This is a genomic window from Staphylococcus sp. FSL K6-3157, from assembly GCF_038005145.1.
GTDB lineage: Bacteria > Bacillota > Bacilli > Staphylococcales > Staphylococcaceae > Staphylococcus > Staphylococcus equorum.
In genome coordinates this window covers 2,748,221-2,773,065 of the sequence record NZ_JBBOSM010000001.1, presented here as the reverse complement: position 1 = coordinate 2,773,065, position 24,845 = coordinate 2,748,221, and the positions used below count along the sequence as shown (strand labels likewise).

17 protein-coding genes are annotated in these 24,845 nt (G+C 30.7%); 14 read left to right on the top strand and 3 right to left on the bottom strand.

Annotation, left to right across the window (positions count from 1 at the left end; all coding sequences use genetic code 11):
• Positions 1 to 736 precede the first annotated feature (736 nt).
• From rpmH to MHB47_RS13290, 8 genes are all read left to right on the top strand, one after another.
• The gene (gene rpmH / locus MHB47_RS13325; protein WP_000240855.1) at positions 737 to 874 is read left to right on the top strand and encodes a 50S ribosomal protein L34; all 138 of its coding nucleotides are present in this window, start codon (positions 737 to 739) and stop codon (positions 872 to 874) included.
• Between the two features lie 158 nt (positions 875 to 1,032).
• Positions 1,033 to 1,377, top strand: coding sequence for a ribonuclease P protein component (gene rnpA, locus MHB47_RS13320; RefSeq protein ID WP_002511870.1), 345 nt, complete (start codon positions 1,033 to 1,035; stop codon positions 1,375 to 1,377).
• Between the two features lie 161 nt (positions 1,378 to 1,538).
• Positions 1,539 to 2,918, top strand: coding sequence for a tRNA uridine-5-carboxymethylaminomethyl(34) synthesis GTPase MnmE (gene mnmE / locus MHB47_RS13315; RefSeq protein WP_340757350.1), 1,380 nt, complete (start codon positions 1,539 to 1,541; stop codon positions 2,916 to 2,918).
• 16 nt (positions 2,919 to 2,934) lie between these two features.
• Positions 2,935 to 4,812 carry a tRNA uridine-5-carboxymethylaminomethyl(34) synthesis enzyme MnmG gene (gene mnmG / locus MHB47_RS13310; protein WP_340757245.1) on the top strand — a complete coding sequence of 626 codons (1,878 nt, stop codon included), beginning with the start codon at positions 2,935 to 2,937 and terminating at the stop codon, positions 4,810 to 4,812.
• Between the two features lies 1 nt (position 4,813).
• The gene (gene rsmG / locus MHB47_RS13305; protein WP_002506210.1) at positions 4,814 to 5,533 is read left to right on the top strand and encodes a 16S rRNA (guanine(527)-N(7))-methyltransferase RsmG; all 720 of its coding nucleotides are present in this window, start codon (positions 4,814 to 4,816) and stop codon (positions 5,531 to 5,533) included.
• Positions 5,534 to 5,574: 41 nt separating this feature from the next.
• Positions 5,575 to 6,414 carry a ParB/RepB/Spo0J family partition protein gene (locus MHB47_RS13300; protein ID WP_107516578.1) on the top strand — a complete coding sequence of 280 codons (840 nt, stop codon included), beginning with the start codon at positions 5,575 to 5,577 and terminating at the stop codon, positions 6,412 to 6,414.
• 202 nt (positions 6,415 to 6,616) lie between these two features.
• Positions 6,617 to 8,071, top strand: coding sequence for a carbon starvation CstA family protein (locus MHB47_RS13295; protein WP_340757241.1), 1,455 nt, complete (start codon positions 6,617 to 6,619; stop codon positions 8,069 to 8,071).
• Positions 8,072 to 8,303: 232 nt separating this feature from the next.
• Positions 8,304 to 8,864, top strand: a complete 561-nt coding sequence (locus MHB47_RS13290; protein WP_340757239.1) for a helix-turn-helix domain-containing protein — start codon at positions 8,304 to 8,306, stop codon at positions 8,862 to 8,864.
• A 77-nt stretch (positions 8,865 to 8,941) separates the two neighbouring features.
• Here MHB47_RS13290 and MHB47_RS13285 read toward each other — a convergent pair whose 3' ends face one another.
• Together MHB47_RS13285 and MHB47_RS13280 are read right to left on the bottom strand one after the other, a co-directional pair.
• The gene (locus tag MHB47_RS13285; RefSeq protein WP_340757237.1) at positions 8,942 to 9,835 is read right to left on the bottom strand and encodes an NAD(P)-binding domain-containing protein; all 894 of its coding nucleotides are present in this window, start codon (positions 9,833 to 9,835) and stop codon (positions 8,942 to 8,944) included.
• A gap of 67 nt (positions 9,836 to 9,902) precedes the next feature.
• Positions 9,903 to 10,724: a sugar phosphate isomerase/epimerase family protein gene (locus tag MHB47_RS13280; protein ID WP_340757236.1), complete on the bottom strand. Its 822-nt coding sequence runs from the start codon at positions 10,722 to 10,724 to the stop codon at positions 9,903 to 9,905.
• Positions 10,725 to 11,067: 343 nt separating this feature from the next.
• Here MHB47_RS13280 and MHB47_RS13275 point away from each other — a divergent pair, with 343 nt between their 5' ends.
• The 3 genes from MHB47_RS13275 (at position 11,068) to MHB47_RS13265 (ending at position 16,318) form a co-directional block, all read left to right on the top strand.
• A complete protein-coding gene (locus MHB47_RS13275; protein ID WP_340757232.1) occupies positions 11,068 to 12,429 on the top strand; it encodes a gluconate:H+ symporter in 1,362 nt (453 codons plus the stop codon).
• A 494-nt stretch (positions 12,430 to 12,923) separates the two neighbouring features.
• Positions 12,924 to 14,369 (top strand): MFS transporter, encoded by a 1,446-nt coding sequence (locus tag MHB47_RS13270; RefSeq protein ID WP_340757230.1) that lies wholly within the window; start codon positions 12,924 to 12,926, stop codon positions 14,367 to 14,369.
• A gap of 14 nt (positions 14,370 to 14,383) precedes the next feature.
• On the top strand, positions 14,384 to 16,318 hold the full coding sequence (locus MHB47_RS13265) for a right-handed parallel beta-helix repeat-containing protein (RefSeq protein ID WP_340757228.1): 1,935 nt from the start codon (positions 14,384 to 14,386) through the stop codon (positions 16,316 to 16,318).
• A 204-nt stretch (positions 16,319 to 16,522) separates the two neighbouring features.
• Here MHB47_RS13265 and MHB47_RS13260 read toward each other — a convergent pair whose 3' ends face one another.
• The gene (locus MHB47_RS13260) at positions 16,523 to 18,841 is read right to left on the bottom strand and encodes a CDP-glycerol glycerophosphotransferase family protein (RefSeq protein ID WP_340757226.1); all 2,319 of its coding nucleotides are present in this window, start codon (positions 18,839 to 18,841) and stop codon (positions 16,523 to 16,525) included.
• 313 nt (positions 18,842 to 19,154) lie between these two features.
• Between MHB47_RS13260 and MHB47_RS13255 the strand changes: the two genes are divergently transcribed.
• The 3 genes from MHB47_RS13255 to MHB47_RS13245 all read left to right on the top strand — a co-directional run bounded on the left by MHB47_RS13255 (position 19,155) and on the right by MHB47_RS13245 (position 24,792).
• On the top strand, positions 19,155 to 20,231 hold the full coding sequence (locus MHB47_RS13255) for an acyltransferase (RefSeq protein ID WP_340757224.1): 1,077 nt from the start codon (positions 19,155 to 19,157) through the stop codon (positions 20,229 to 20,231).
• A gap of 771 nt (positions 20,232 to 21,002) precedes the next feature.
• On the top strand, positions 21,003 to 22,283 hold the full coding sequence (locus MHB47_RS13250) for a condensation domain-containing protein (RefSeq protein WP_340757222.1): 1,281 nt from the start codon (positions 21,003 to 21,005) through the stop codon (positions 22,281 to 22,283).
• Between the two features lie 592 nt (positions 22,284 to 22,875).
• Positions 22,876 to 24,792: a hypothetical protein gene (locus MHB47_RS13245; protein ID WP_340757220.1), complete on the top strand. Its 1,917-nt coding sequence runs from the start codon at positions 22,876 to 22,878 to the stop codon at positions 24,790 to 24,792.
• Positions 24,793 to 24,845: the final 53 nt, after the last annotated feature.

The window sequence follows — 24,845 nt, the reverse complement described above, 5'->3', positions numbered from 1 at the left end:
ATGAATAAACTCCAACTTTCATAAATTTTAAAAGTTATACACAAAAACAACAGGCTTAAATAAAACTAATCACAGCATGTTGATAATTATCCACAAGTTACACACAATCAGTGGATAACTATTTACTAACTATGATTTATACACAGCTGTTTAGTATATAATTCAATAAAGTAAACCCTGTATCTATCAATATTTACATGACTTATCCACACAATTATACTTTTTAACAATGACCAATGTCAAATGGCTGTGAATATGTTGTTAAAACGTAGATAATCTTGTTAATAACATATATATTATCCACAAAAATAGAAAACGTAACTGTGCATAAGTGGATAACTTAGAGGAACAAACAGTATATCAAAAATTTAGCCATTTGTGAGCTTGGGAAATAATTTATAAAGATTGTATGGAAAATGTATAAAGAAAAATGAAGGTAATGCGGTTTATTTTTTAGATAGTGATGTTTCTACTATAATAGGGTGAAGTTAGGGAATTTATAATTCAACACTTCCTTATATGCAATTGAATTTGGAAGTGTTTTGATTTTGCCTATAAAATCGCAAAGACTCAAATTGATGCTTGCTTTATAAAATATATTTTGTTATATTGTAGAAGTTGCTTGAATTATGACTAGAAATTAATAACAGTTAAATCAAGACTTAAGAGCAGAAGCGTATATTAATTTATCTATTATAATAGTTAGATAACCGAATAAAGATGGAGGTGTTTTTGCATGGTAAAACGTACTTATCAACCAAATAAACGTAAACATAGTAAAGTTCATGGTTTCAGAAAACGCATGAGCACAAAAAATGGTCGTAAAGTTTTGGCGCGTCGTCGTCGTAAAGGCCGCAAAGTACTATCAGCATAAGATCACTGACTCATCAGTGGTCTTTTTTTTGGTTTTAATGAAGGAAAATGACAGGAAATTACGTTAATTTTCGTTAGTAATTTAAGAAAATTAGTGATATAGATTAAACATATATAAAATATAATACATCCAATGAAGAGATAAGTGAGTGATGGTTGGTGGAAAAAGCGTATCGAATTAAAAAGAATGGTGATTTTCAATTTATTTATAAAAAAGGGAAATCAGTCGCTAACAGACAATTTGTAGTATACACAAAACCCAACAAAAATTTAGAGCATTTCCGCCTAGGAATAAGTGTTTCTAAAAAAATAGGTAATGCTGTAGTCAGAACCCGTATTAAAAGAGCTATTCGTGAAAACTTCAAGGTACACAAAGAAGACATGCTACCATTAGATATTGTAGTAATAGCGAGGAAGCCAGCTAAAGATATGGATACGTTACAAATTCAAGCGAGTCTTGAACATGTATTGAAAATAGCCAAGGCTTTTAATAAGCGTATCTAAGTAGGGTAGGGGAGCGGTTAATTAGACTGTCGTCAGTCTAACCTCAGACAAACCTAAGACTAACTGTGTATTTTTTCAATCAAGATGTTCGCTTTTTGATAGGAAACTCTTTACAATATTATAATGATAAAATTTAGACAATAAAGGAGGCGAGATGGATGATGGATTTAGATACAATAACGAGTATATCCACGCCAATGGGCGAAGGTGCGATAGGTATTGTACGTTTATCTGGTGCTGATGCAGTTAACGTTGCTGACAAGTTATTTAAAGGAAAACAAAAACTTGTAGACGTAACATCTCATACAATTAATTATGGTCATATTATTGACCCGGAATCAGAAGAAGTTATAGAGGAAGTAATGGTTTCTGTGCTACGTGCACCGAAGACTTTTACGCGTGAAGATATTGTTGAAATCAACTGTCACGGTGGTATTTTAACAATTAATAGAGTGCTTGAATTAACAATGAGTAATGGGGCACGTATGGCTGAGCCAGGAGAATTTACGAAACGTGCGTTCTTAAATGGACGTATTGATTTATCTCAAGCGGAAGCGGTAATGGATTTTATTCGTTCTAAAACCGATCGTGCATCAAAAGTTGCAATGAATCAAATAGAAGGCCGTTTGAGTGATATGATTAAGCGACAGCGACAATCCATTCTCGAAATCCTTGCACAAGTCGAAGTTAATATAGATTACCCAGAATATGATGACGTAGAGGACGCTACTACAGAATTTTTATTAGGTAAATCAAATGAAATTAAAACAGAGATTAATAAATTATTAGAAACTGGTACGCAAGGTAAGATTATGAGAGAAGGCTTATCTACAGTAATTGTTGGTAAACCAAATGTTGGTAAATCATCAATGCTTAATAATCTAATCCAAGATAATAAAGCTATTGTTACAGAAGTGCCAGGAACGACAAGAGATACATTAGAAGAATACGTCAACGTTCGAGGCGTACCACTAAGATTAGTAGATACAGCAGGTATTCGTGAAACTGAAGATATTGTAGAGCGCATAGGTGTTGAACGTTCTCGAAAAGCATTGGGCGAGGCTGACTTAATCTTATTTGTATTAAATTATAATGAAGCACTCTCTGAAGAAGACCGTAAACTTTATGAAGTAATCAAAAATGAAGACGCGATTGTTATTGTAAATAAAATGGATTTAGATAAACAATTAGATATAGATGAAGTTAAGGCAATGGTTGGAGATATGCCGTTAATCGAAACTTCTATGTTAAAGCAAGAAGGAATAGATCAATTAGAAATACAGATTAGAGATTTATTCTTTGGTGGCGATGTTCAAAATCAAGATATGACGTATGTATCTAATTCAAGGCATATTTCATTGTTAAAAGAGGCTAGAAATACAATTCAAGATGCAATAGATGCAGCAGAATCAGATATACCAATGGATATGATTCAAATTGACTTAACGAGAACTTGGGAAATATTAGGTGAAATCATTGGAGAATCCGCAAGTGATGAATTGATAGATCAATTATTTAGTCAGTTCTGTTTAGGAAAATAATAAGGAGGAAAATAGTATGGCTCAAGAATATGATGTAATAGTAATAGGAGCCGGGCATGCTGGTATTGAAGCAGGACTTGCTTCAGCTCGACGTGGTGCAAAAACGCTGATGTTAACAATTAACTTAGATAATATCGCGTTTATGCCATGTAATCCATCAGTTGGTGGACCGGCAAAAGGAATCGTCGTGCGTGAAATAGATGCCTTAGGTGGACAAATGGCCAAAACGATTGATAAAACGCACATACAAATGCGTATGTTAAACACGGGTAAAGGCCCAGCAGTGAGAGCATTACGTGCACAAGCAGATAAAGTATTGTATCAACAAGAAATGAAAAAAGTGATTGAAGATGAAGAAAACCTTGATATTATGCAAGGCATGGTAGATGACTTAATGATTGAAGATGATGTGATTAAAGGCGTACGTACTAATATTGGAACAGAATACTGGGCAGAGGCAGTTATTATTACAACAGGTACATTTTTACGTGGTGAAATCATCTTAGGAAACATGAAATATTCAAGTGGGCCTAACCACCAATTACCATCTATTTCATTAGCTGATAATTTAAGAAACCTTGGCTTCGAAGTTGTTAGATTTAAGACAGGTACACCACCTCGTGTAAATGCGAAAACAATTGATTATTCTAAAACTGAAATCCAACCAGGTGATGATGTAGGTAGGGCGTTTAGTTTTGAAACTACTGAATACATCTTAGATCAATTACCATGTTGGTTAACATATACAAATGCTGATACACACCAAGTGATTGATGATAATTTACATCTATCAGCAATGTATTCAGGAATGATTAAAGGTACAGGTCCAAGATATTGTCCATCAATTGAAGATAAATTTGTGCGTTTCAACGATAAACCACGTCACCAATTATTCTTAGAACCAGAAGGACGTAATACGAATGAAGTTTACGTACAAGGATTATCTACAAGTCTTCCAGAACATGTACAAAGACAAATGGTAGAAACAATCCCTGGTCTAGAAAAAGCAGACATGATGCGTGCGGGATATGCAATTGAATACGATGCACTCGTACCTACACAATTATGGCCAACACTTGAAACTAAAAAAATCAAAAACTTGTACACTGCTGGTCAAATCAACGGTACATCAGGTTATGAAGAAGCGGCTGGACAAGGTATTATGGCTGGTATTAATGCAGCAGCTAGAGTACAAAATAAAGATGAAGTTGTATTAAGCCGTTCTGACGCATATATCGGCGTATTAATTGATGATCTTGTTACAAAAGGTACAAATGAACCTTACCGTTTATTAACTTCTCGTGCAGAGTACCGTCTATTAATAAGACATGATAACGCAGATTTACGTCTAACTGATTTAGGTCATGAATTAGGAATGATTTCTGAAGAGCGTTATGCACGTTTTAATGCAAAACGAGACATGATAAAATCAGAACAAGAACGTTTAGCTAGCATCCGAGTGAAACCACATGATCGCGTTCAAGAAATTATTGAAGCACAAGGTGGTTCTCGCTTGAAAGATGGTATTTTAGCATTAGAATTGTTACGTCGTCCTGAAATGACTTACGACCTAATTCTTGAAATTCTGGATGAATCACATGCACTTCCATCTGATGTTGAAGAACAAGTAGAAATTCAAACGAAATACGAAGGCTACATCAACAAGTCGTTACAACAAGTTGAAAAAGTAAAACGTATGGAAGAGAAAAAAATTCCAGAAGACTTAGATTACAGTGTGGTAGATAGTTTAGCGACTGAAGCGCGTGAAAAATTAACAGAAGTTAAGCCATTAAACATTGCGCAAGCTTCTCGTATATCTGGTGTGAATCCAGCTGATATCTCAATTTTACTTGTTTTTCTTGAACAAGGAAAAATCCAAAGGGTGAAAAATTAAGATGAGTGTAGAATGGTTAACTAAGCAACTCAGTACACAAGGAATAGAACTTTCTGAAGAACAACAACGACAATTTCAAACGTATTATCAAATGCTTGTTGAATGGAATGAAAAAATAAATTTAACAAGTATCACTGAAGAACATGAAGTGTATTTGAAACATTTTTATGATTCAATTGCGCCAAGTTTTTATACGGATTTGACTAAAGAATTAACAATCTGTGATATAGGTGCTGGTGCTGGTTTCCCAAGCATTCCTTTGAAAATTATTTATCCGAATTTAAAAGTTACAATTGTAGATTCGTTAAATAAACGTATAAAATTTTTGAATCAATTAGCGGAAGCGCTAGACCTTGAAAACGTAAATTTCGTGCACGATCGTGCCGAAACGTTTGGCAAAGGAGTCTACAGGGAGTCTTATGATATCGTAACTGCACGTGCTGTTGCTAGACTTTCAGTATTAAGTGAATTGTGTCTGCCTTTAGTTAAGAAAGGCGGTCAATTCATCGCTTTAAAATCTTCTAAAGGTGAAGAAGAATTAGAAGAAGCACGTTTCGGTTTAGGTATCTTGGGTGGTAAAGTTCGAGAAACAATTTCATATGAATTGCCAGAAGAAGCAGGCGAGAGACAAATGATCCTTATAGACAAGAGAAGTCAGACACCTAAGAAGTATCCTAGAAAACCAGGAACACCGAATAAGTCTCCATTGCTTAACAAGTAAATGCAAATCAATACAATTAATTTAGAGGGAGCGCATGGAAAATGAAGAAACCTTTTTCTAAATTATTTGGTTTAAAGAACAAAGATGACATTGTTGGTTATATTGAAGAAGATCATAATAATAGCGTTGAATCTATTCATATCGAACGTATTGTGCCAAACCGTTATCAACCAAGACAAGTATTTGAGCCAAATAAGATAAAAGAACTCGCAGAATCAATAGAAGAACATGGTTTGTTACAGCCTATCGTCGTACGTCCAATAGAAGAAGATATGTTTGAAATTATTGCTGGTGAACGTAGATTTAGAGCGTTTCAATCACTTGGTAAAACACACGCAGAAGTCATTATTAGATATTTAGATGATGAAGAGACTGCAGTGGTTGCACTTATTGAAAATATTCAACGTGAAAACCTATCTGTCGTTGAAGAAGCGGAAGCATATAAAAAGTTATTGGAAATCGGGGATACCACACAGAGTGAATTAGCTAAAAGTGTTGGTAAAAGTCAAAGTTTCATAGCTAATAAACTGCGTTTATTAAAATTAGCACCTAAAGTCATCGAACGTTTACGTGAAAGTAAGATTACTGAACGTCACGCTCGTGCAATGTTAAGTTTATCAGAAGAAGATCAAGAAATAATGGTTGAAACTGTTATTAGCCAGAAGCTAAATGTAAAACAAACAGAAGCACGAGTGAAACAAAAAGTTGGCCCTGAAAAGGTGACGGCTCAAACATTTGGATTTGAAAAAGACTTAACTGACGCACGTGATGCAGTTGGTAAAAGTCTTGAAAGTATTGAAAAAAGCGGTATTAAGTATGAACATCAAGCTAAAGATCATGACGACTATTATGAAATAAAGATTAAATTATACAAACGTTAATATAACCAAAATAAAACAATCTGGGAAATAGATCCTAGATTAAATCACTGACTGTTAGAATCCTAATTGGAAATCTAACAGTCTTTTTATGTTTAAATTTTATTAAGTTAATATAAAAATTCCATTGTAATATTGTGATAAATCAGAAACTGTGATTAAATTAAGAAAACGCTTACACATTATCTAAAGGGGGGATGATAATATGATTACGTTTATCGTATCTATTATTTTATTAGTTATAGGTTATTTCACTTATGGTAAATACATCGATAAGATGTTTGGCACGAAAGTAGAACGACCGACACCAGCATTTCATCAGAGAGACGATGTCGATTACTTACCGATGAAGACATCATCTAATTCACTGATTCAATTATTAAACATCGCAGGTGTTGGTCCTATTTTCGGACCAATTATGGGAGCACTTTATGGGCCTGTCGCATTTATTTGGATTGTTGTGGGTTGTATTTTTGCAGGGGCGGTTCATGATTATTTAACTGGGATGATTTCAATCAGAAATAAAGGGGCTCATTTACCTGAGCTTGCTGGTAAGTTTTTAGGAAAAGTGATGAAACACTTTGTTAATATCTTTTCTATTTTATTATTACTTTTAACAGGGACAGTATTTGTTACAAGTCCGGCATTATTATTACATAATTTATTAGACGGACGTATTGCTTTAGGTATCATTATTTTTGTTATTTTTGTTTATTACGTTCTTTCTACAATTTTACCTATTGATAAAATTATTGGTCGTATTTATCCAATATTTGGGGCATTATTATTAATCAGTGCGGTTGGTATAGGGTTCCGTCTTATTCAAACGGGCGCACCGATTCCAGAGATTAACTTAAAAAACATGCATCCTGATGGGGCGTCTATTTTCCCATTATTATTCTTCACGATTACTTGTGGCGCATTATCTGGTTTCCATGCGACTCAAACGCCAATTATTTCTAGAACAACGAAAAAAGAAAATAATGGTCGTTTTATCTTTTACGGGATGATGATTGCTGAAGGGATTATCGCTATGATCTGGGCAGCAGCAGGCATGAGTCTATTTAATGGTTACAATGGACTTAGTGATGTATTAGCCCGTGGTGAGGCAGCATTAGTAGTAAGTGAAGCTTCTCATCTATTATTAGGTTCTGTATTTGGAACAATTGCAGTATTAGGCGTAATCATCTTACCGATTACAAGTGGGGACACATCTTTCCGTAGTGCCAGAATGATTATTGCGGATTATTTAAATTATGGCCAACGTAGTATTGTAAAAAGAATTATCGTAGCTGCACCATTATTTGTAATTAGTTTCGGTTTGACTCAAGTAGATTTTACAGTACTTTGGCGTTATTTCTCTTGGGCTAACCAAACAACCGCCACTGTTGCTTTATGGGTAGGGGCTATGTATCTACTCATGGCTAAAAAGAATTTCTGGGTTGCAGCAATACCAGCCGTGTTCATGACATGGAATATATTTACGTATATTCTTAGTCAGCCAATTGGTTTAGGATTAGATCTTACATTAAGCTATGTGTTAGCGTTTGGCCTGACGATACTATGGATTCTGTACTTTGGTTATCAATATAAGAAAATCACTGCAGGTGAAGAATTTGAATTAGATCACCAAATTCAATATCAGCAACAAGCAACTTAAGTTCTCATATTGGCAGTATTTGGATAATAGTTAATTAGTCTTTAGGGAGCGAAATACGGAATCAGATTTTGATTTCTATCTCGCTCCCTTTGTGCTGTCTAAAGGTAGTCTTAAAAACGTTGATATCATAGGGTGTAAAAACATTTTTACAATTGAAAAGGTGCATACGTCAAAGAACTTTGGTAGTCTAATAATAATTTCCATATTAATCTCAAGTTAAAGGAGCATGACAATGAATTTAGGTTCTCAAATTAAGTATTTCAGACAGCGTGATTATTTATCTCAAGAAGATTTAGCTGAGAAATTATATGTTTCACGACAAACAATTTCTAATTGGGAGAATGATAAGAGTTATCCAGATGTTCATAATTTACTTATGCTTAGTTCATTGTTTGATGTTTCTTTAGACGATTTAGTCACAGGAGATGTGGAGATTATGGAACAGAAATTAAAGCAAACGAACTTTAACTTGTGGTCACATTTAATGGTGTGGCCGATGTTATTAGCAGCGATTTTATTTGGTCCAGCAATTTATTATTGGGGAACGATTGGCATAGTCATTGAGGTTGTGCTATTTATTATTGCGATGTACGCTTCTATCAAAGTAGATTTAATTAAGAAGTCTAATAATATGCAAACTTACGATCGAATCGTAGCTTTTATGAATGGTGAAGATCCTAATGAGGTTAATACTACAAAACTTAGAAATACCCTGACATTTATATATACTTTCATATTAATCGTAGGCGGTTTTTTAATCATTATGTTATTAAGTATGTATTTTTTTAAATAGCAAGTTTCACGTGAAAAAACACCTTCGTTGAATTCGTATATTAAAATGAATTCAACGAAGGTGTTTTATTTGATTCTTTAATTACTCGTTACGGGTATTTTATGATTGGCCATTTTTTCAAAGAAATCAATAATAAAAGAATGGTCTTTTTTACCATTTCCATTCACCATTTCTGAACTGAAAATCTCTTTTACTAAGTTGGTAACAGGCAAGGGTACACCTATCGCATTTGCGGATTGCTGTATATTCCCTAAATCTTTAAAGTTCGTTTCTATTTTTCCACCTGGCTCGTAATTCCCGCTAATTATAGAAGGCATTTTAGCATCCATTATTGCGCTACCAGCTAGTCCACCATTAAGTGCTTCAAAAAGTTTGTTTAAGTCGATGCCTGATTTACTTGCGTAAACACATGCTTCTGAAAGAGCTGCAAGATTGGCACTTACTATTATTTGATTGGCCAATTTAGCTGCAGAGCCATTGCCATTTTCTCCAAAATGAACAATGTTTTCTCCTATTTCTTGGAATAAAGGAAGAGCTTTTTTAAAATGCCTTTCATCTCCTCCCACCATTATTGAAAGTTTTCCTTCCAAAGCCATTGGTTCTCCACCACTTACTGGTGCATCCATACAATAAATACCAAATGCTTTTAATTTACTTGAAAACATTTTGGAATCTTCAGTAGATACGGAACTCATATCGATAACAATTGTTTCTGGAGCGCTATTATTGGCAATACCATCTTCAGAAAACAATACTTCTGAAACATGTTGCGATGTAGGAAGCATCGTGATAATAATTTCACTATTTTCAGCGATTTCCTTAACTGAGCTACATGCATTACCTCCAAGTGCATTTAATTCATTAACTGCATTTGTATTTATATCAAAAAGATAAGTTTCAAAGCCACTTTTAATTATATGAAGTGCCATTGGTTTACCCATAATACCTAATCCAATAAATCCTATTTTCATATTAAACACTCCTAATTTTAATAAGTTTAGTGAAATACTTAATTATGAATTTTAATTTGAAAAATTATTATTTACTTATAATTGGTTGAAGATTTTGTTTCGCATAATTTCCTAGGTCTTTAACAACTTGAGTCGTATTTGTATGCTCTTCACCAATCTCATCTTCTAAAATTATCCAACCTTCATAATCATTATTTTTTAAAATATCTGTGCATTTTGTTAAATCTATATTTCCTTCACCCATGTTCTTCCATATCAAATCCTGTGAAACATCTTTAAAGTGAACGTGTTTTATCAATGGTAATGCTTCTTTTATTATTTCAGGTGCGTTCATGCCACCCATTGCAATGTGACCAGCGTCTGGTGTATATCCCATATATTTAGAATCTAAACCGTTAAAAAGAACTTCATAATCTTCTTTATACTTCCAGTATGATGTTTCATAAGAAATCGGATGCATTGAAGTTATTATACCGTGTTCTTCATATGCACGTTTTCCAAGATGATTAGCTCCTTTTATTATTTCTTGCTGTCTTTGTAGTAAATGATTACGGTTTTCTCCACTTCTTGATGGCACGTTCATAATGGCACCAGGGAAATGCTTAAGATATTCAAAAAAATGATTTTCGAGTGCTTGTTCTTTTTCAGATGCATGTCCACCTTCAAAGGCGTGAGGTATTGTTAATGCCGCTAACTTTAGACCTCTACGATCAAGTTCTTCTTTTAATTTGTTGGGTTCGTTTTGATATTTACCGAGTAAAGTGATTTGTACATCAACACCTACAAGTCCAGCACTTTCAATATCATTCATGACCTGATCCATTTTATCTGCTGCTACATCATAATCTAGCACCCAAGTTGATCCTTGGCATCCAAAGTTAATTGTCATAATTTATCCTCCTAATAATTGAAATACTCAAAATCTAAATAATGGAATCATTTAGATTAAGTGATTATAAATTAATAAAGCTATTTAAGATTTATAAAAAATTAAAATGAAAACGCTATCAATATATTTCAACCCTAACATCGAATTTTCGTTTGTCAACTAATCATTGAAAACAAACGAAAAAATAAAAAATAAAAAGAAATAATTTGAAAATAAAAACAAACTATAATAAGATGCACTTATATTTGTAAGCGATTTCAATAATTATAAAATTTTACTTTCAAGTTAATAAATTTTATAAAAAATAATATTAGAACAATTACTTAGGAAGAGGGAGATTAAAATGTTTGAAGAAATATGGCCACTAATAGGTGTAGCTATTGGAGTATCTATTTTACTTATATTAATTATTGTATTGAAACTAAATACTTTTATCGCATTGATACTTACCTCTATGGTAACAGGGATTATTCTGGGTATACCGATAGATAAAATTGTATCATCAGTTGAAAAAGGCATGGGGGAAACACTTGGAAGCATTGCAATTATATTTGGTTTAGGATCCATTCTAGGTAAATTACTATCAGATGGTGGTGGTGCGACTAAAATCGCAGACGAACTGATAAATGCATTTGGTGAAAAATACGTGACATGGGCAATGTTGATTGCATCATTTATCATAGGTATTTCATTGTTTTTAGAGGTAGCGTTTGTATTGCTAATACCACTTGTTTTCACATTAGCAAAAAGAATGAATATTTCTAATCTTACGGTTGGATTACCTATGACGATTTCAATAGCTATAACACATGGTTTTTTGCCACCTCACCCAGGTCCAGTAGCTGTATCACAAGCACTTCATGCAAATGTAGGACAAGTATTAATGTACGGTATGATTATAGGAATTCCGCTAACAATTATTGTTGGATCATTTTATACAAAATTAGCATATAAAATTGCGCCAACTGCATTTTCAAAAATGGGAAAAAGAGCTAGTATTGGAGAAATTAGAACATTTGAAGAAAATAATATGCCCAGTTTTGGGTTAAGTTTATTAACTGCATTAAGCCCTGTAATCTTAATGTTGTTAGCAACAGCAGTGCAATTGATAACTGGTCATGAAGATGGTAAGGCTAATGGACTCGAAGGTTTCATTTATTTTATTGGTTCTTCAACCACGGCTATGCTTATAGCAGTTCTTTTTGCGATTTATACTATGGGGATTAAAAGAAAGCAGTCTATGAATCAAATTATGACAACTGTTTCAAATGCGATTACGCCTATAGCTATGTTGCTTTTAATCATTGGTGGAGGCGGTGTGTTTAAACAAGTATTAATTGATGGTGGAGTAGGTGATACAATATCTAAATTATTCCAAGGTACTGAAATGTCTCCTATTATTTTAGCTTGGTTAGCGACAGCTATATTGCGCTTAGCCTTAGGATCTTCTACCGTTTCGGCGCTATCGTCAGTAGGAATTGTATTACCATTAATACAATCGAGTGACGTAAATATCTCGCTAATTGTACTCGCTATTGGCGCAGGCAGTGTATTTTGTTCACATGTTAATGATGCAGGATTTTGGATGTTTAAAGAGTATTTCGATTTAAGTATGAAAGAAACGTTTTTAACATGGTCATTGCTAGAATCATTGCTATCTGTATTAGGCCTAGGATTCATATTAATTGTGAATGCTATTATTTAATTTAAATTTATACTTACGCATACCTTTATAAAGTTTTATACATTATAAAATATCAAAGTAAAGATATAAATGAGCAGTCTATCATAAAAAGATTAACACAATTTAATAAATTTAGTTATAAGTTATGTTGGTGACGAAATTCTACAGAAGTAAGACACAAAGCCTTGTCAGCATTTTTTTAAAAAATAAAAAAGAGCAAATAGTGATAATCTCAAGCGAACATAATATTTAATATTACACATAAAATATAATTAATAAAAAAAAAGAAATATATCCAGAAAAGAGAAAGCGTTTACAAAAAAGTTGCGAGGTGGTATATTTACATTAATTTGGTTAGTTAAATTAACAAACCAACCAAAATAAGGGGGAATCGCTAAAAGTTAACGTGTAAAAATAACTATACATATTACTGGTTTGGACATTCTAATTTATGAATAGTTGTTTTGTTAATCATCTATGAGCAGACATACATTAAAAATTAATGGGGTGGGGTTATGTCCGATAGTTATGATTCTAAACAAAGTGATAAGAATGAACGATTAGGAATGCCAGAGAAAATTACTTTTGGTATTGGGGATTTTGGAGCAAATTATAGTTGGACCTTTATTGCATCTTTTATAACAATTTATATGACTGATGTAGTGGGTATTGCTGGTGCTGTTATTGGTACTATCATTCTAATTTGTCGATTTGCAGATGGGTTTTCGGATTTATTTATGGGAAGTATTATTGACAATACAAATACAAAAATGGGTAAGGCAAAGCCATGGGTATTTTGGACTGCTCCTATATTAGGTATTTTAACCTTTTTATTATTTAACGTGCCACAATCACTTGGAGATACTGGAAAAATAACTTATATATTCGTAGTATACTCCTTGATATCATTCGTTTTTTACACTGCTAATAACGTTGCGTATTCTTCACTTGTGTCGTTCATGACAAAGAATGAAACTGATCGTATTTCATTAGGTAGTATTCGCTTTATTTTCTCTAATCTTAGTGTATTATGTATCACAACATTCACGACGTTTTTAGTTTCTGGATTTGGAGGTAATCAGCAAGGTTGGACATATACAGCAATAATTTATGCTGCATTATGTGCTATACCATTAATGATTACAGGTTATTTTGTAAAAGAAAGAAACGTTGCAACTAAGCAATATAAAGAAACAAGTAAAAATACAAATGACAATACTAACAAGGAAACAAATAAACGTATACCGTTTACCTTAATTCTTAAAGTGTTAATCACAGAAAAATACTTTATTATTGCGATTATTCTTTATTTACTTTGGTACTTACGTCAAACAGATAATAGTATGAGAATTTATTACGCTACTTATATATTTAATGATCCAAACATTATGGCAATTTTAAGTATTGCTACTTTGGTTCCTACAATTTTGGGCTTACTATTTGCAGCTAAATTTGCTGAGAAAGTTGGGATTAAGCAGAGTATCATTATTGGTATAATCATCTCAATCATTTCATATGTTGTAATGGCTGTATTTTCAGAGAATTTAACTATGCTAGTTATAGGACTAGCTATTCATGGTGTTGGATTAGTTCCATTTACCGCTGCATTAAGCGGTATCGTTGCAGATATTGGCGATATTATATATTGGAAAACAGGTGTTCCAGTACAAGGATCGGTGTTTAGTTTAGCTAGTGCTGGGATGAAGATTGGATCAGGATTACAATCAGCTATTGTGGGGTGGTCATTGTCTATCGGTGGATATGTTGCAGGTACAGCAATGCAGTCAGAAAAAACAATTTTTGCGATAAAAGCGATGCAAATATACTTCCCATTAGCTATGGTCACATTAATTTTAATTTTTACATTCTTTTTAAATTATGAAAAATTCATAGGAAAAGTTAAGAAACAAATAAGAAATAATGAAGTGGGCGAACTGAGAAATAAACAAATATATAAATAAGCGGAGGTTATATTATGACAAAAAAATTATATGTAGCTAAAACAGGATCAGATTTTTCAAGTGGGAATAAAGAAGAACCGTTGTTAACAATCAATAAAGCAGCATCGCTCGCATTACCAGGTGATACTGTAATTGTTCATGAAGGCACATATAGAGAAGAAATAAACGACATAAATTCAGGATCAAGCGAGTCTCGCAGAATTACATTTGAAAGTGCAAAAAATGAAAAAGTTACTATAAAAGGCTCTGAAGAAATAAACGATTGGCATCTTGTAGAAGGAAATATATGGAAAGTAGAAGTGCCTAATCAATTATTCAAAACATTTAATCCGTTTTCAGTGAAATTATTTGGTGATTGGCTTGAGGTTGATAATAACCAGACTTTAGGACAAGTATATTTAAATGGTTATGCACTATTTGAAGTAAGTGCTTTTGATAGATTGAAAAATCCACAAAGAATCGAAAAAGTATTTGATCATTGGACAGAAAAAGAAGTTGATTTTGATTACGCTGATTTATCGACATTTTTATGGTATGCGGAAGTAAATGAAAATAGTACAACAATTTACGCTAATTTTCAAAACAATAATCCAAATGAAGAATTAATAGAAATCAACGTCAGAGAACACGTATTTTCGCCAAATCAAACACATACTAATTATATAACGATTCGTAATTTTGAATTAGCGCACGCTGCAACACAATGGTCTCCACCTACAGCTAAACAAACTGGTTTGATTGATACGAATTGGAGTAAAAAATGGATCGTAGAAAATAATTATATACATGATTCAATGTGTAGTGGTGTTTCAATTGGTAAAGAGATATCTACCGGACAAAACTTTAGTTCAATTAGAAAAGATAAACCTGGCTATCAATACCAAATAGAAACAGTTTTTAGTGCTGTTAACGCTGATTGGAATAAAGAAACGATAGGTTCACACATCATTAGAAATAATAAAATTAGCGATTGTGGACAAAATGCTATTGTGGGACATTTAGGGTGCGCTTTTAGTGAAATATATAATAACCACATCTTTAATATTGGTAATAGAAGAGCGTTTTTCGGATATGAAATTGCTGGTATTAAACTACATGCGGCTTTAGATACACAAGTTTATAATAATTACGTTCATAACTGCTCTTTAGGTATGTGGTTTGATTGGCAAACTCAAGGAACAAGAATTAGTAAAAATATATTTAATGAAAATACAAGGGATCTTTTTGTAGAAGTGACAAGCGGACCTTATCTCGTCGATAATAATATATTAACTGCTGATTACGCTTTAGATAATCATGCACAAGGTGGTGCTTACGTTAATAATATTATTAACGGTGAAATGGTTCATAGATTGATGCTAGATAGATCAACGCCTTACCATGTGCCACATAGTACATTAGTCGCTGGATTTGCTCCAGTCTATGGAGGAGACGATAGATTCTACAATAATATATTTATAGGGAAAAATGCTGTAAATAATATTGGAACGGAACTGTATAATGGTTATACAACATCTTTAGAAGAATATAAGTATTTGGTCTCTCAAGAAGAAGGAGATCACCAAGCGTATCATAAAATAAAACAACCTGTTTTTATTAACAATAATGCTTATTTCAATAAAGCCAAACACTTTGAAAAAGAAGAAAATAATTTAATAGATGAGAACTTTAATCCTGCATTATCTTTAGAAGAAGAATCAGAAGGTTTATATCTTAACATTTCATTACCACCATCATTTTTTGAAATTAAAGGAGAAACCCAATCAAGTGATACTTTACCTAAAGTAAGACTAGTAGATGCAGACTTTGAAAGTCCGAACGAAATGCCAATCAGTATTAATACTGATTTAGTAGAAAATATGAGAACGGATACTACACTGTTAGGACCAATTGAAAGTTTACAAGCTGGTGAAAACAAAGTGTTAATTTGGAAACGTACTGAAATTTAAGAATATCTAAAGGACTAAGTCATTATGATACAGATAAAACGCACAAGATAATTAAAGTACTCTATCTTTAATAAATGTGATACGACCACAATTTGAATCCCCCCTATAAATTAGACTTAAAAATCTAAATTTTAGGGGGGATTTTTCATTTATCTGAAACATTGTTAGCTCAGAGACTGACTATTTTAATTTTGGTTTTTAAGTTTATGAAAAGACTTCTTTTAATATCTTTTTGCTGGTATCATGCTTATCTTTTGTCATAAGTCTGTTAATCAATTTAGAATATTGGATGTTTTTAATGTTCTTCAATTGATTTGCTAATTGTCTTTCATCAGACGGTACTTCAGGGAAATCACCTAATTCAAATATATCAAAGTAAAAACCAACATCATTTTGATAATTTTTATCATCTTCTTGAAGTAAAAATATAGGTTTACTTAAGTGAGCGTAATCAAATATTGTCGATGAATAATCTGTAATCATTGCATCAGCTATAATATAAAGTTCTTGAATATCTATAAATTCATTATAAAAGCAGTGTATTCTAGAACTTAAATTATTATATTTATTTCTCAACTTACTTTCGTTGGGATGAAGTTTGACGATGATTTCATAATCTTTTGGTAAATAATCGAGTAAAACTCGTAAATCCATGTTTGTTAAAGATTCTCTTTCATCGTTTCTCCATGTTGGACAGTATAAAATGATTGTTTTATTTTCAAAATCTTTAATCATATATTTATTTAAAATTCTTGTTTTTTCGAAATCATTATTATGTTCAAGAAGATATTCATTTCTAGGAGCGCCTAAAGTTAAAATATTTAAATGGTTATTTTCTTCTAATTTAAAAGCTGACTTTAATAGCAATTTATTGATATCTGAGGAAGTAAATAAATAATCCCATTTATTCATACGGGGTAAAAATTGTTTTAATTGTAATTCTTTATCTTGATTGTTTTCTAAATCATTAACCATTTTTTTGAGTGGAAAGCCATGCCAAGTTTGTATAAATACTTGTTTATCATGCTTATATACTTTGTCCCATGAATTGCCATTCATAAAGACATACTTACATCTACGGAATGATTTGACGTATTGATCAGTTCCGAACCTCACTGGTATGAAACCGTGATTTCTAATCTCAATATCTACTAATGAATTGATGGAGCTTACAAAAATCTTTTTTTCTTTATAAAGTTCTTTGATTTTCAATGCAATATACTTAGGATCTCCGCTAAAATTATTACCATGGAAGGATTCTATAAAAACCTTAGTTTCCTCAGGCTCAATTTTATCTAACACCTTTACTTGTAGCTTGTTTTTTCTATAATTATAAAAAGATTTCATTTTCTTGAAGAAATAATTATTAGTTAATAAATGCTTAAACATTTTATTCTTTTTCAATTTTTCATATAAATCTCTTTTACTATTTAATTTATTAAGTTTAGTGTCTGATTGATCGATATTATATTTTATCTCTTTATTCGTAGTTAAAAAAGTTTGTTGATTTTCATGTTCAGCGATTTTACTAATGTATTCATCTATATAAGAATCATTTTTAAATTCATTTGTTAGATATGTTACATCTTCAATTCTATCTTCACTGGTGTATTTATGATTTAATAATGTTAATAATTTTTTACTGTCTTCAACAATATCTTTTTGTAAAAACTCAATACAATGATATTTACTATATATTTCTTTTAAAACATCGTCTCTCCCAGGATAGATGAGCGCTCTATTTCCTAACATGATAGTTTCTAAAATAGAATAGCCTAAAGTCTCATAATGCGATGTAGAAATATAAATATAATTGAGCGGTTCTTTTTCATTAATAAAAACATTATGATCTAAATTGTAATATCTCACTAAGTTTTTATATAAATTTTCTGAAGGGCCATATCCAATAATGTATAAATGTATATCTTCATAATTTCTATTATTAACAATATAATTCATTAGTTTTATAATATAAGATATATCTTTTACACCATCTTCAAACCTAGATTTAATTAAAAAATTTCTTTTTGTATTAATAGGTTTGTCACATATATCTACATGTTCTGCATTTACGTATTGATTAAAGACAGATTTAAATTTATATTTCTTTTGGAATTTTTCTTTAATTGATGGTGTACTAACTCTAATTGAATCTATAGCATCTAAACATAAATCAATATCATCATTTATATATTCCAATGGTCCGTGTATTTCGCCAACAATTTTTATGTTATTCTTTTCTTCTTTAACTGATCGTGCGTATTTAAATAAATCCTCTCTAGTTATAATTAATATGTCTCCATCGGCTAAAGCTTTTGGGTTATTTAATTGAAAAACTCTAAAGTTCGCATAATCAATGTCTTCATGTATTATTAATTTCGTAATTTGATTAATTTCAAAATTATTATAGTTAAAATAGTTCACAGTATGACCTTTATTTAAAAACGCTTTTATTAAATTAATATTACTTCTAGAAGTGCCCCCTTTTGAAAAAATATTAAATCCCACTATATTAATATTCACGTTATCCCCCCATATCTCAGCATTCCCAAAATTAAATAAAAAGCATTGATAATACCTATATTTAATATCTAAATATTATGCGCGTGTAAATTATATGTAAAATTTGTGTAATTATACTTTAAGCATATCATAACAATATTTATTAAAATATGATATATAAAGTGTTTTTGAAATTTATAGTTTTGATTAAATCCTATTATTATTTTATACAGAAGCAATGTGCTTTAATGAATGATTGTGATATTATGGAATAATTGTTTTTTTATTTAATTTCTTTAAAAATTTTTATTAAAACCATAGGAGATATTAGTTTATGAAATATTATGAAGAAATCCCTGTTATAAGAGCTGTAGCCACGATGTTAGTTCTTTGTATACATTTAACTGCTCAATTGTATAATTCAAATGGCATCATAATTGATCCCATTTTGTCATATTTTAACCAAATATCGAGATTAGGAACACCTATTTTCGCAGTAATCAGTGCATTTTTGCTTACAAGTTCAACTTTGAATAGAAAATTTAGTTTATTATATTTTACCAAATCAAGATTCACTAAAATCTTGATACCTTATATACTATGGACAACTTTATATATAGTATTGAGGCATCTTTTTACTAATACATATTACCCTCCAGGAACGCCTATAATAAAATACTATATACTTGGTACAGCTGAAATACATTTGTATTTCATTTTAGTAGTAATTCAATTTTATTTACTATTTCCATTTGTACACAAATTCAAAAAGGGGCTACCATTAATAATTGCATATATCGTTGCCACCATAATAAATATAATTTGGTTGAGTTATGGTAAAGGTGAAATTACATTCCAAAATGATTGGCTAAACGCTTTTGTTAATAGTAAAGCATTTATATTGAACTGGATTTCCTTCTTTTTCCTTGGTATTTGCTATGCGAAACATTATAAAGAAATTAATAGTTCAATATTAAAATATAAAATTTATTTCAAAATAATAGGAATGATATTATTTTTTGATTTAATAATCAGTATTGATATTACAAATTTATATGGTTCAAGTAGTATAGCTAACATAATTTATATACCATTCTTTCTTGCGCTATTAATTATATTGTATAACCATATTAAAAATTATAAGTATTTAACAAAAACTTTAACAGTTATAGGAAATTATTCTATGGGAATATATTTGATTCATGTTTTATTAATTATGATATATAGACAGTACCCTTATGCAGATATTGTTAACAATTCATCTACATTTGTTATTTCTTATATCTTTATATTGTGTCTTTCTGTGATATCTATTCATTTAATAAGTAAATTGCCTTTTTCGAGCTATATTGTACCGATTCCGGCTAAAAAAACAATTATTAATAAGCGTATTCGAAATGAGAAGACGTAGTAAAGATTTAAAAAAGGAATTATTAATTAGTAAATAAAGGTATAAAAGCTAGTGAATAGCAAGATGAAGAGGTTATTTTTGAAGCTTCAATATGGGCATTAAGATGTTTAAGAAGGAAACAATTTTCGGGACCACAAATCCAAACACCTACAAACAAAAAGTAGATGTAAAAGTATGCTTTGGATGTCTTAAGACTATTTTAGGTTTTATACGCATGTCACTTCGAGCTACTAAAAACTTTACTATATATGTAAGTGGATTTTCTTAAAAGTATGTACGTGTTAGAATATAAAAGTTGGTGTGTTACTTTTGTGTTTTTTATTGATAAGGAAGGAAGCGACATATATTAAAAATTCTATTTATAGCATTTGTAACGCCCACTTATAGTAGGTATGAAACTCATGTTTTCATATTGGCCGAAAAAGCGTGATAAATAATAAAGCGACGATGGATTCAGCTTACCCAAAATAACCTGGTAACTGCAATTAAATAGTTACCGAGCTCTATGTTTAGCAGGTGAGCACTCTAATTTGTAAATACGTTGAAACACCATATATATTTTGTGTTTTAAGAAAGTAGTAAAAATTGTTGAAACTCATAGAATAAATAATTCAAAACAACTTAAGAAAATTAACTTATTTTAAATTATGATGAGCAAATTTAAAATTGGTAGTATAATGTAAAATTCCAATTTATAACAAGCAATTAACGAAGATTTAGTAAAAACATGTTACAGCATTTCAAAATGTAACAATTTTCGGAGGATAAATAATGGAAACAGTTAGATTATCAGATGCACAAACTGAAGTTATTAAAAAAGAGGAATTTTACGAAAATACTAGTATTAATAATATAGCTGGTATCATCACTATTAACGAAGATTTGAAATTAGAAACAATAGAAAATGCTATGAACAATATAATAAATCAAAATGATAGTTATAAAATAAGGATTACGAAAGTAAATTCTGAATATAGACAGTATGTTGATGAATATAAAAGAAAGCAGTTTGATTATATCGACTTTACTAATGATAAAGAAGGTTATGATCAATGGATTAAGCAACAAGTCAAAAAGAATATATTTGCAACGGACAGTGAATTATTCGAATTTACGATATTAAAACTACCTGACGCAAATATAGGTATATTCTCCTTACACCATCATATTATTTCAGATGGATGGAGCACAACATTAGGTGGAAATGCTTTATGTGAATATCTAATTTATGGGATTCAAGAAGAAACTTCTGAATTTTCATATTTAGATTCTGTTAACGATGAATTAAATTATAAAAACTCACATAGGTTTGAAAAAGATAAACAGTTTTGGTATGAAAAATTAAAGGGTTTTGAAAATAATGAGTTGTTCAAAAATAAACTTGTAACTAATGGTCAAGGAAGTAGACAAAGTTATGTTTTATCAGAAAACTGTACACAAAAAATCAAAGAATTTTGTGAAAGTAACAAAATGAGTATTAGTAATTTATTTTCTGCTGCTATGCTTATTTTAAAACATAAAAAAACTGCATCAAATAAGAATTCAGTCGGTTTATTAGTACATAATAGAAATGAACCGTTTGAAAAGAATATCATAGGGGTATACGCAAGGATCTTACCGGTTATAGTAGATATTGATAAGAATGCCTCAATTAACCATTTTCTAACAACAGTAAAAACAGAAACTTTCAATTTACTTAAACATCGAAAATATTCTTATAAAGAAATAGTGGAAAATAACGGAAACAAAAAAGGGTTATTAGACTGTACAGTTTCATTTCAAAAAACACAATATAACTCTGATTTTGTAGAAAAAGGTTATTCAGATGAATGGTTTAGTTCTGATACTCATAATGTTCCGTTAGGACTAAATATAAGTAATAGAAATGGGAACAGCATGATAGATATAGATTATAATTATCAAACAGATATTATGAATGAAGCTGAAGTTATGAATTTGCATAAAGATATCATGGGAATTTTAAATGTCGTAATAGAAACTCCAAATAAAGCGATTAAAGATGTAGCAATTTATACAGATAGAAGTCAGTAAAGCATTGAACGTTAGATCGTAGAATTTAAAACATAGACAATTATAAAATTTGAAAAAGAGTGTTCAGAAAATAATCATTTTCTGAACACTCTTTTTAATTATTTAACTAGTAAAGTAATTGAATGCAGTTTGTTTTATATTTTCTTCGCTAATATATCTTTACGCAGAGGTTGGAACACTCTTTTTTACAACCTAAAAAGCAAGTTCATTTTAATTTTCGAATAAAAATTAATTGTAAATATTTACGTTTACAATTAATAATCATAACAATGTTTTCTTTATAAAACTTCATATTATAAATTTAATTAATATGTTATCATAGAAATCTGACAATTAATAATTATTAATTTATGTAAATGTTACAATATGTATATAAGTTCGACTTTATAATATGTTTTTGTTGTGATATTTAAAATCTTATTTTACATAAACTTACCAACTGATCTACTTATTATCGAACATATTTTTATATACGTAACGATTCAATCAATTATTATATTGCTTCCTGAACAACCGATTAAGCATAAAATGAAACATTTAAGTATTATTTACAACATTTTAAACAATAACTCGAATGGAAGGATGACATGTAATGAGAAATAACGTTTTAGATATTAGTTCTTTAGAAATAGACCATGTACTTGCAGGAGAAACCGAAATATATATTGTGCCAATCGTTGCCCCAGTATTGAGAAAAGGATATTCCAAAGGAAATGCTGTTGAATCTTTCAAACAAATCTTAGGTTCCTCTAAAATTGTGCAATCTTTTGATGTGACGATAGATCACAATGATGAAAATGAGCCTTTTAAAATATTTGAAGATCGAGAATACTGTGTTACAGACCTAACTTCCTTACATAATATAAAAGAAAATAAACGCCTTGACTGTAATTTTGGTTTAAGGATTTATATACCACATGAAAATGAATTTAAAGTAAATGTTATAAATAATGATATCTTAAAAGAGCTAAACATGCCTGATTTTGATATTTCTGATATAAGTAAAGGCTTAAAATTTGAAACGTTACAACCATTGAAAGACGCGATTATAAAACAAATTCAAAATAAAAATAAGCGTGGTGCTAAGCAAAAATTGTCTAATGAAAAAAAGAAAAAACAAATTATGTCTATTAACAAAAACGAAGATTTTTCAGACGTTCAATTTTTAAAAGATAATCTATATAGCACGCTCGATTCACTTATAGATAAAGTTTATTTAGATGATGAAAATTTAGAATTTAGAAGTATTATCGACGATAAAGGTTATAATGAAAAAGTATTGCCAACTTACCAAAAGCTTGAACAATTAACTGAAGATGACTTTAATAAAACAAAAAACGACAAATTAGTAGTCTTACAAAAAAAGAGAGAAGATATTATAAACAGTATATTCAATCAACTTGTTACTGATTTGTGGAGCAAAAGTATTGAAGCGGATAAAACGCGTAATTATAAATCAAATGATTCTCAATATCATAAATCTTACACACAAATAGAAAGTAAATTCCAAGAAGATTTAGGAGTTATTCCAAATAAAGTTGAAGAACAAACCAAAAAATTAGAAAAAGAATTTGAAATAGGTAAAAATGAACGTAGCGAAAAAGCACGCCGAGACATGGAAGAAAAAATAGAAAGAGAAGAAAGACCTATTTTAACAAACCGCATTCGTGAATATGAAAAGACATTATCAAATAAAGCAAAAAATTCCTATAATAATCAAATCAAAGTATTAGATGCTAGTGTTAAAAACAACTATGATTTGCATGTTTCTAAAATTGTAGATGACATTGTTCAACATCATCAAGAGACGATTGATACTAAAAAGTCGGAACTGCAAAACATTATGGAAAAAGATGTAGAAGCATTAGTTCAAAAAAGAAGTGAAGATGTCGATAAACTTAGAGGCGAGATTAGTAAGTTAGAACAAGACCTAATTCATAACGAATCAACATTTAACGAACGTTTAGATTTAGCAGTGAATCAAAAAGTAACTGATTATGAATTAAAAGACTCACAAATGACAGATGAAATTAATTGGTTAAGAGTAGAATTAGAAAAATCGAAAAGAGAAAGTACTGATAAAGACGAATCAATTCGTTCTAAAGAAATGGAACTTCAAAATAATAGAAGTCATTTAGACCGCTTAAATCAGCAATTAGAACAGAGTAACCAAACAAGTTTAAGTATTTCAGCACGTGCTATGGAAATTAAACAACAAGCCTTAAGTTTTTCAAATAATGATTTAAATCAATCGAATTTTAATAAAGTTGTTGAACCGCAAAACATTGATATAGGCAACTTATTAGACGATGGTGTTGAAAAAGCAAAGCGCTATGAACGTAGAAAAAAACCAACATTCTTCACTTGGTTAGGTGGTCTCTTTTTATGTGCCTTGTTAGGTTCTGGTACTTTATTTGGTAGTCACGTAGCCAATGCACAAGACACCACTGCAGACACGCAAACTAAAGTTCAAAATTCACACAAAACAGAATTGCCACAAAAGAAATAATAATGTTTAGAAGCACCTATTGTTAACAAAATAGCAGCCCCAATAGATAAATG

Coding starts and splice junctions, on each gene's coding strand:
- rpmH (WP_000240855.1), top strand. CDS start 737: ATGGTAAAACGTACTTATCAACCAAATAAACGTAAACATAGTAAAGTT.
- mnmE (WP_340757350.1), top strand. CDS start 1,539: ATGGATTTAGATACAATAACGAGTATATCCACGCCAATGGGCGAAGGT.
- mnmG (WP_340757245.1), top strand. CDS start 2,935: ATGGCTCAAGAATATGATGTAATAGTAATAGGAGCCGGGCATGCTGGT.
- rsmG (WP_002506210.1), top strand. CDS start 4,814: ATGAGTGTAGAATGGTTAACTAAGCAACTCAGTACACAAGGAATAGAA.
- MHB47_RS13300 (WP_107516578.1), top strand. CDS start 5,575: ATGAAGAAACCTTTTTCTAAATTATTTGGTTTAAAGAACAAAGATGAC.
- MHB47_RS13295 (WP_340757241.1), top strand. CDS start 6,617: ATGATTACGTTTATCGTATCTATTATTTTATTAGTTATAGGTTATTTC.
- MHB47_RS13290 (WP_340757239.1), top strand. CDS start 8,304: ATGAATTTAGGTTCTCAAATTAAGTATTTCAGACAGCGTGATTATTTA.
- MHB47_RS13285 (WP_340757237.1), bottom strand. CDS start 9,835: ATGAAAATAGGATTTATTGGATTAGGTATTATGGGTAAACCAATGGCA.
- MHB47_RS13280 (WP_340757236.1), bottom strand. CDS start 10,724: ATGACAATTAACTTTGGATGCCAAGGATCAACTTGGGTGCTAGATTAT.
- MHB47_RS13275 (WP_340757232.1), top strand. CDS start 11,068: ATGTTTGAAGAAATATGGCCACTAATAGGTGTAGCTATTGGAGTATCT.
- MHB47_RS13270 (WP_340757230.1), top strand. CDS start 12,924: ATGTCCGATAGTTATGATTCTAAACAAAGTGATAAGAATGAACGATTA.
- MHB47_RS13265 (WP_340757228.1), top strand. CDS start 14,384: ATGACAAAAAAATTATATGTAGCTAAAACAGGATCAGATTTTTCAAGT.
- MHB47_RS13255 (WP_340757224.1), top strand. CDS start 19,155: ATGAAATATTATGAAGAAATCCCTGTTATAAGAGCTGTAGCCACGATG.
- MHB47_RS13250 (WP_340757222.1), top strand. CDS start 21,003: ATGGAAACAGTTAGATTATCAGATGCACAAACTGAAGTTATTAAAAAA.
- MHB47_RS13245 (WP_340757220.1), top strand. CDS start 22,876: ATGAGAAATAACGTTTTAGATATTAGTTCTTTAGAAATAGACCATGTA.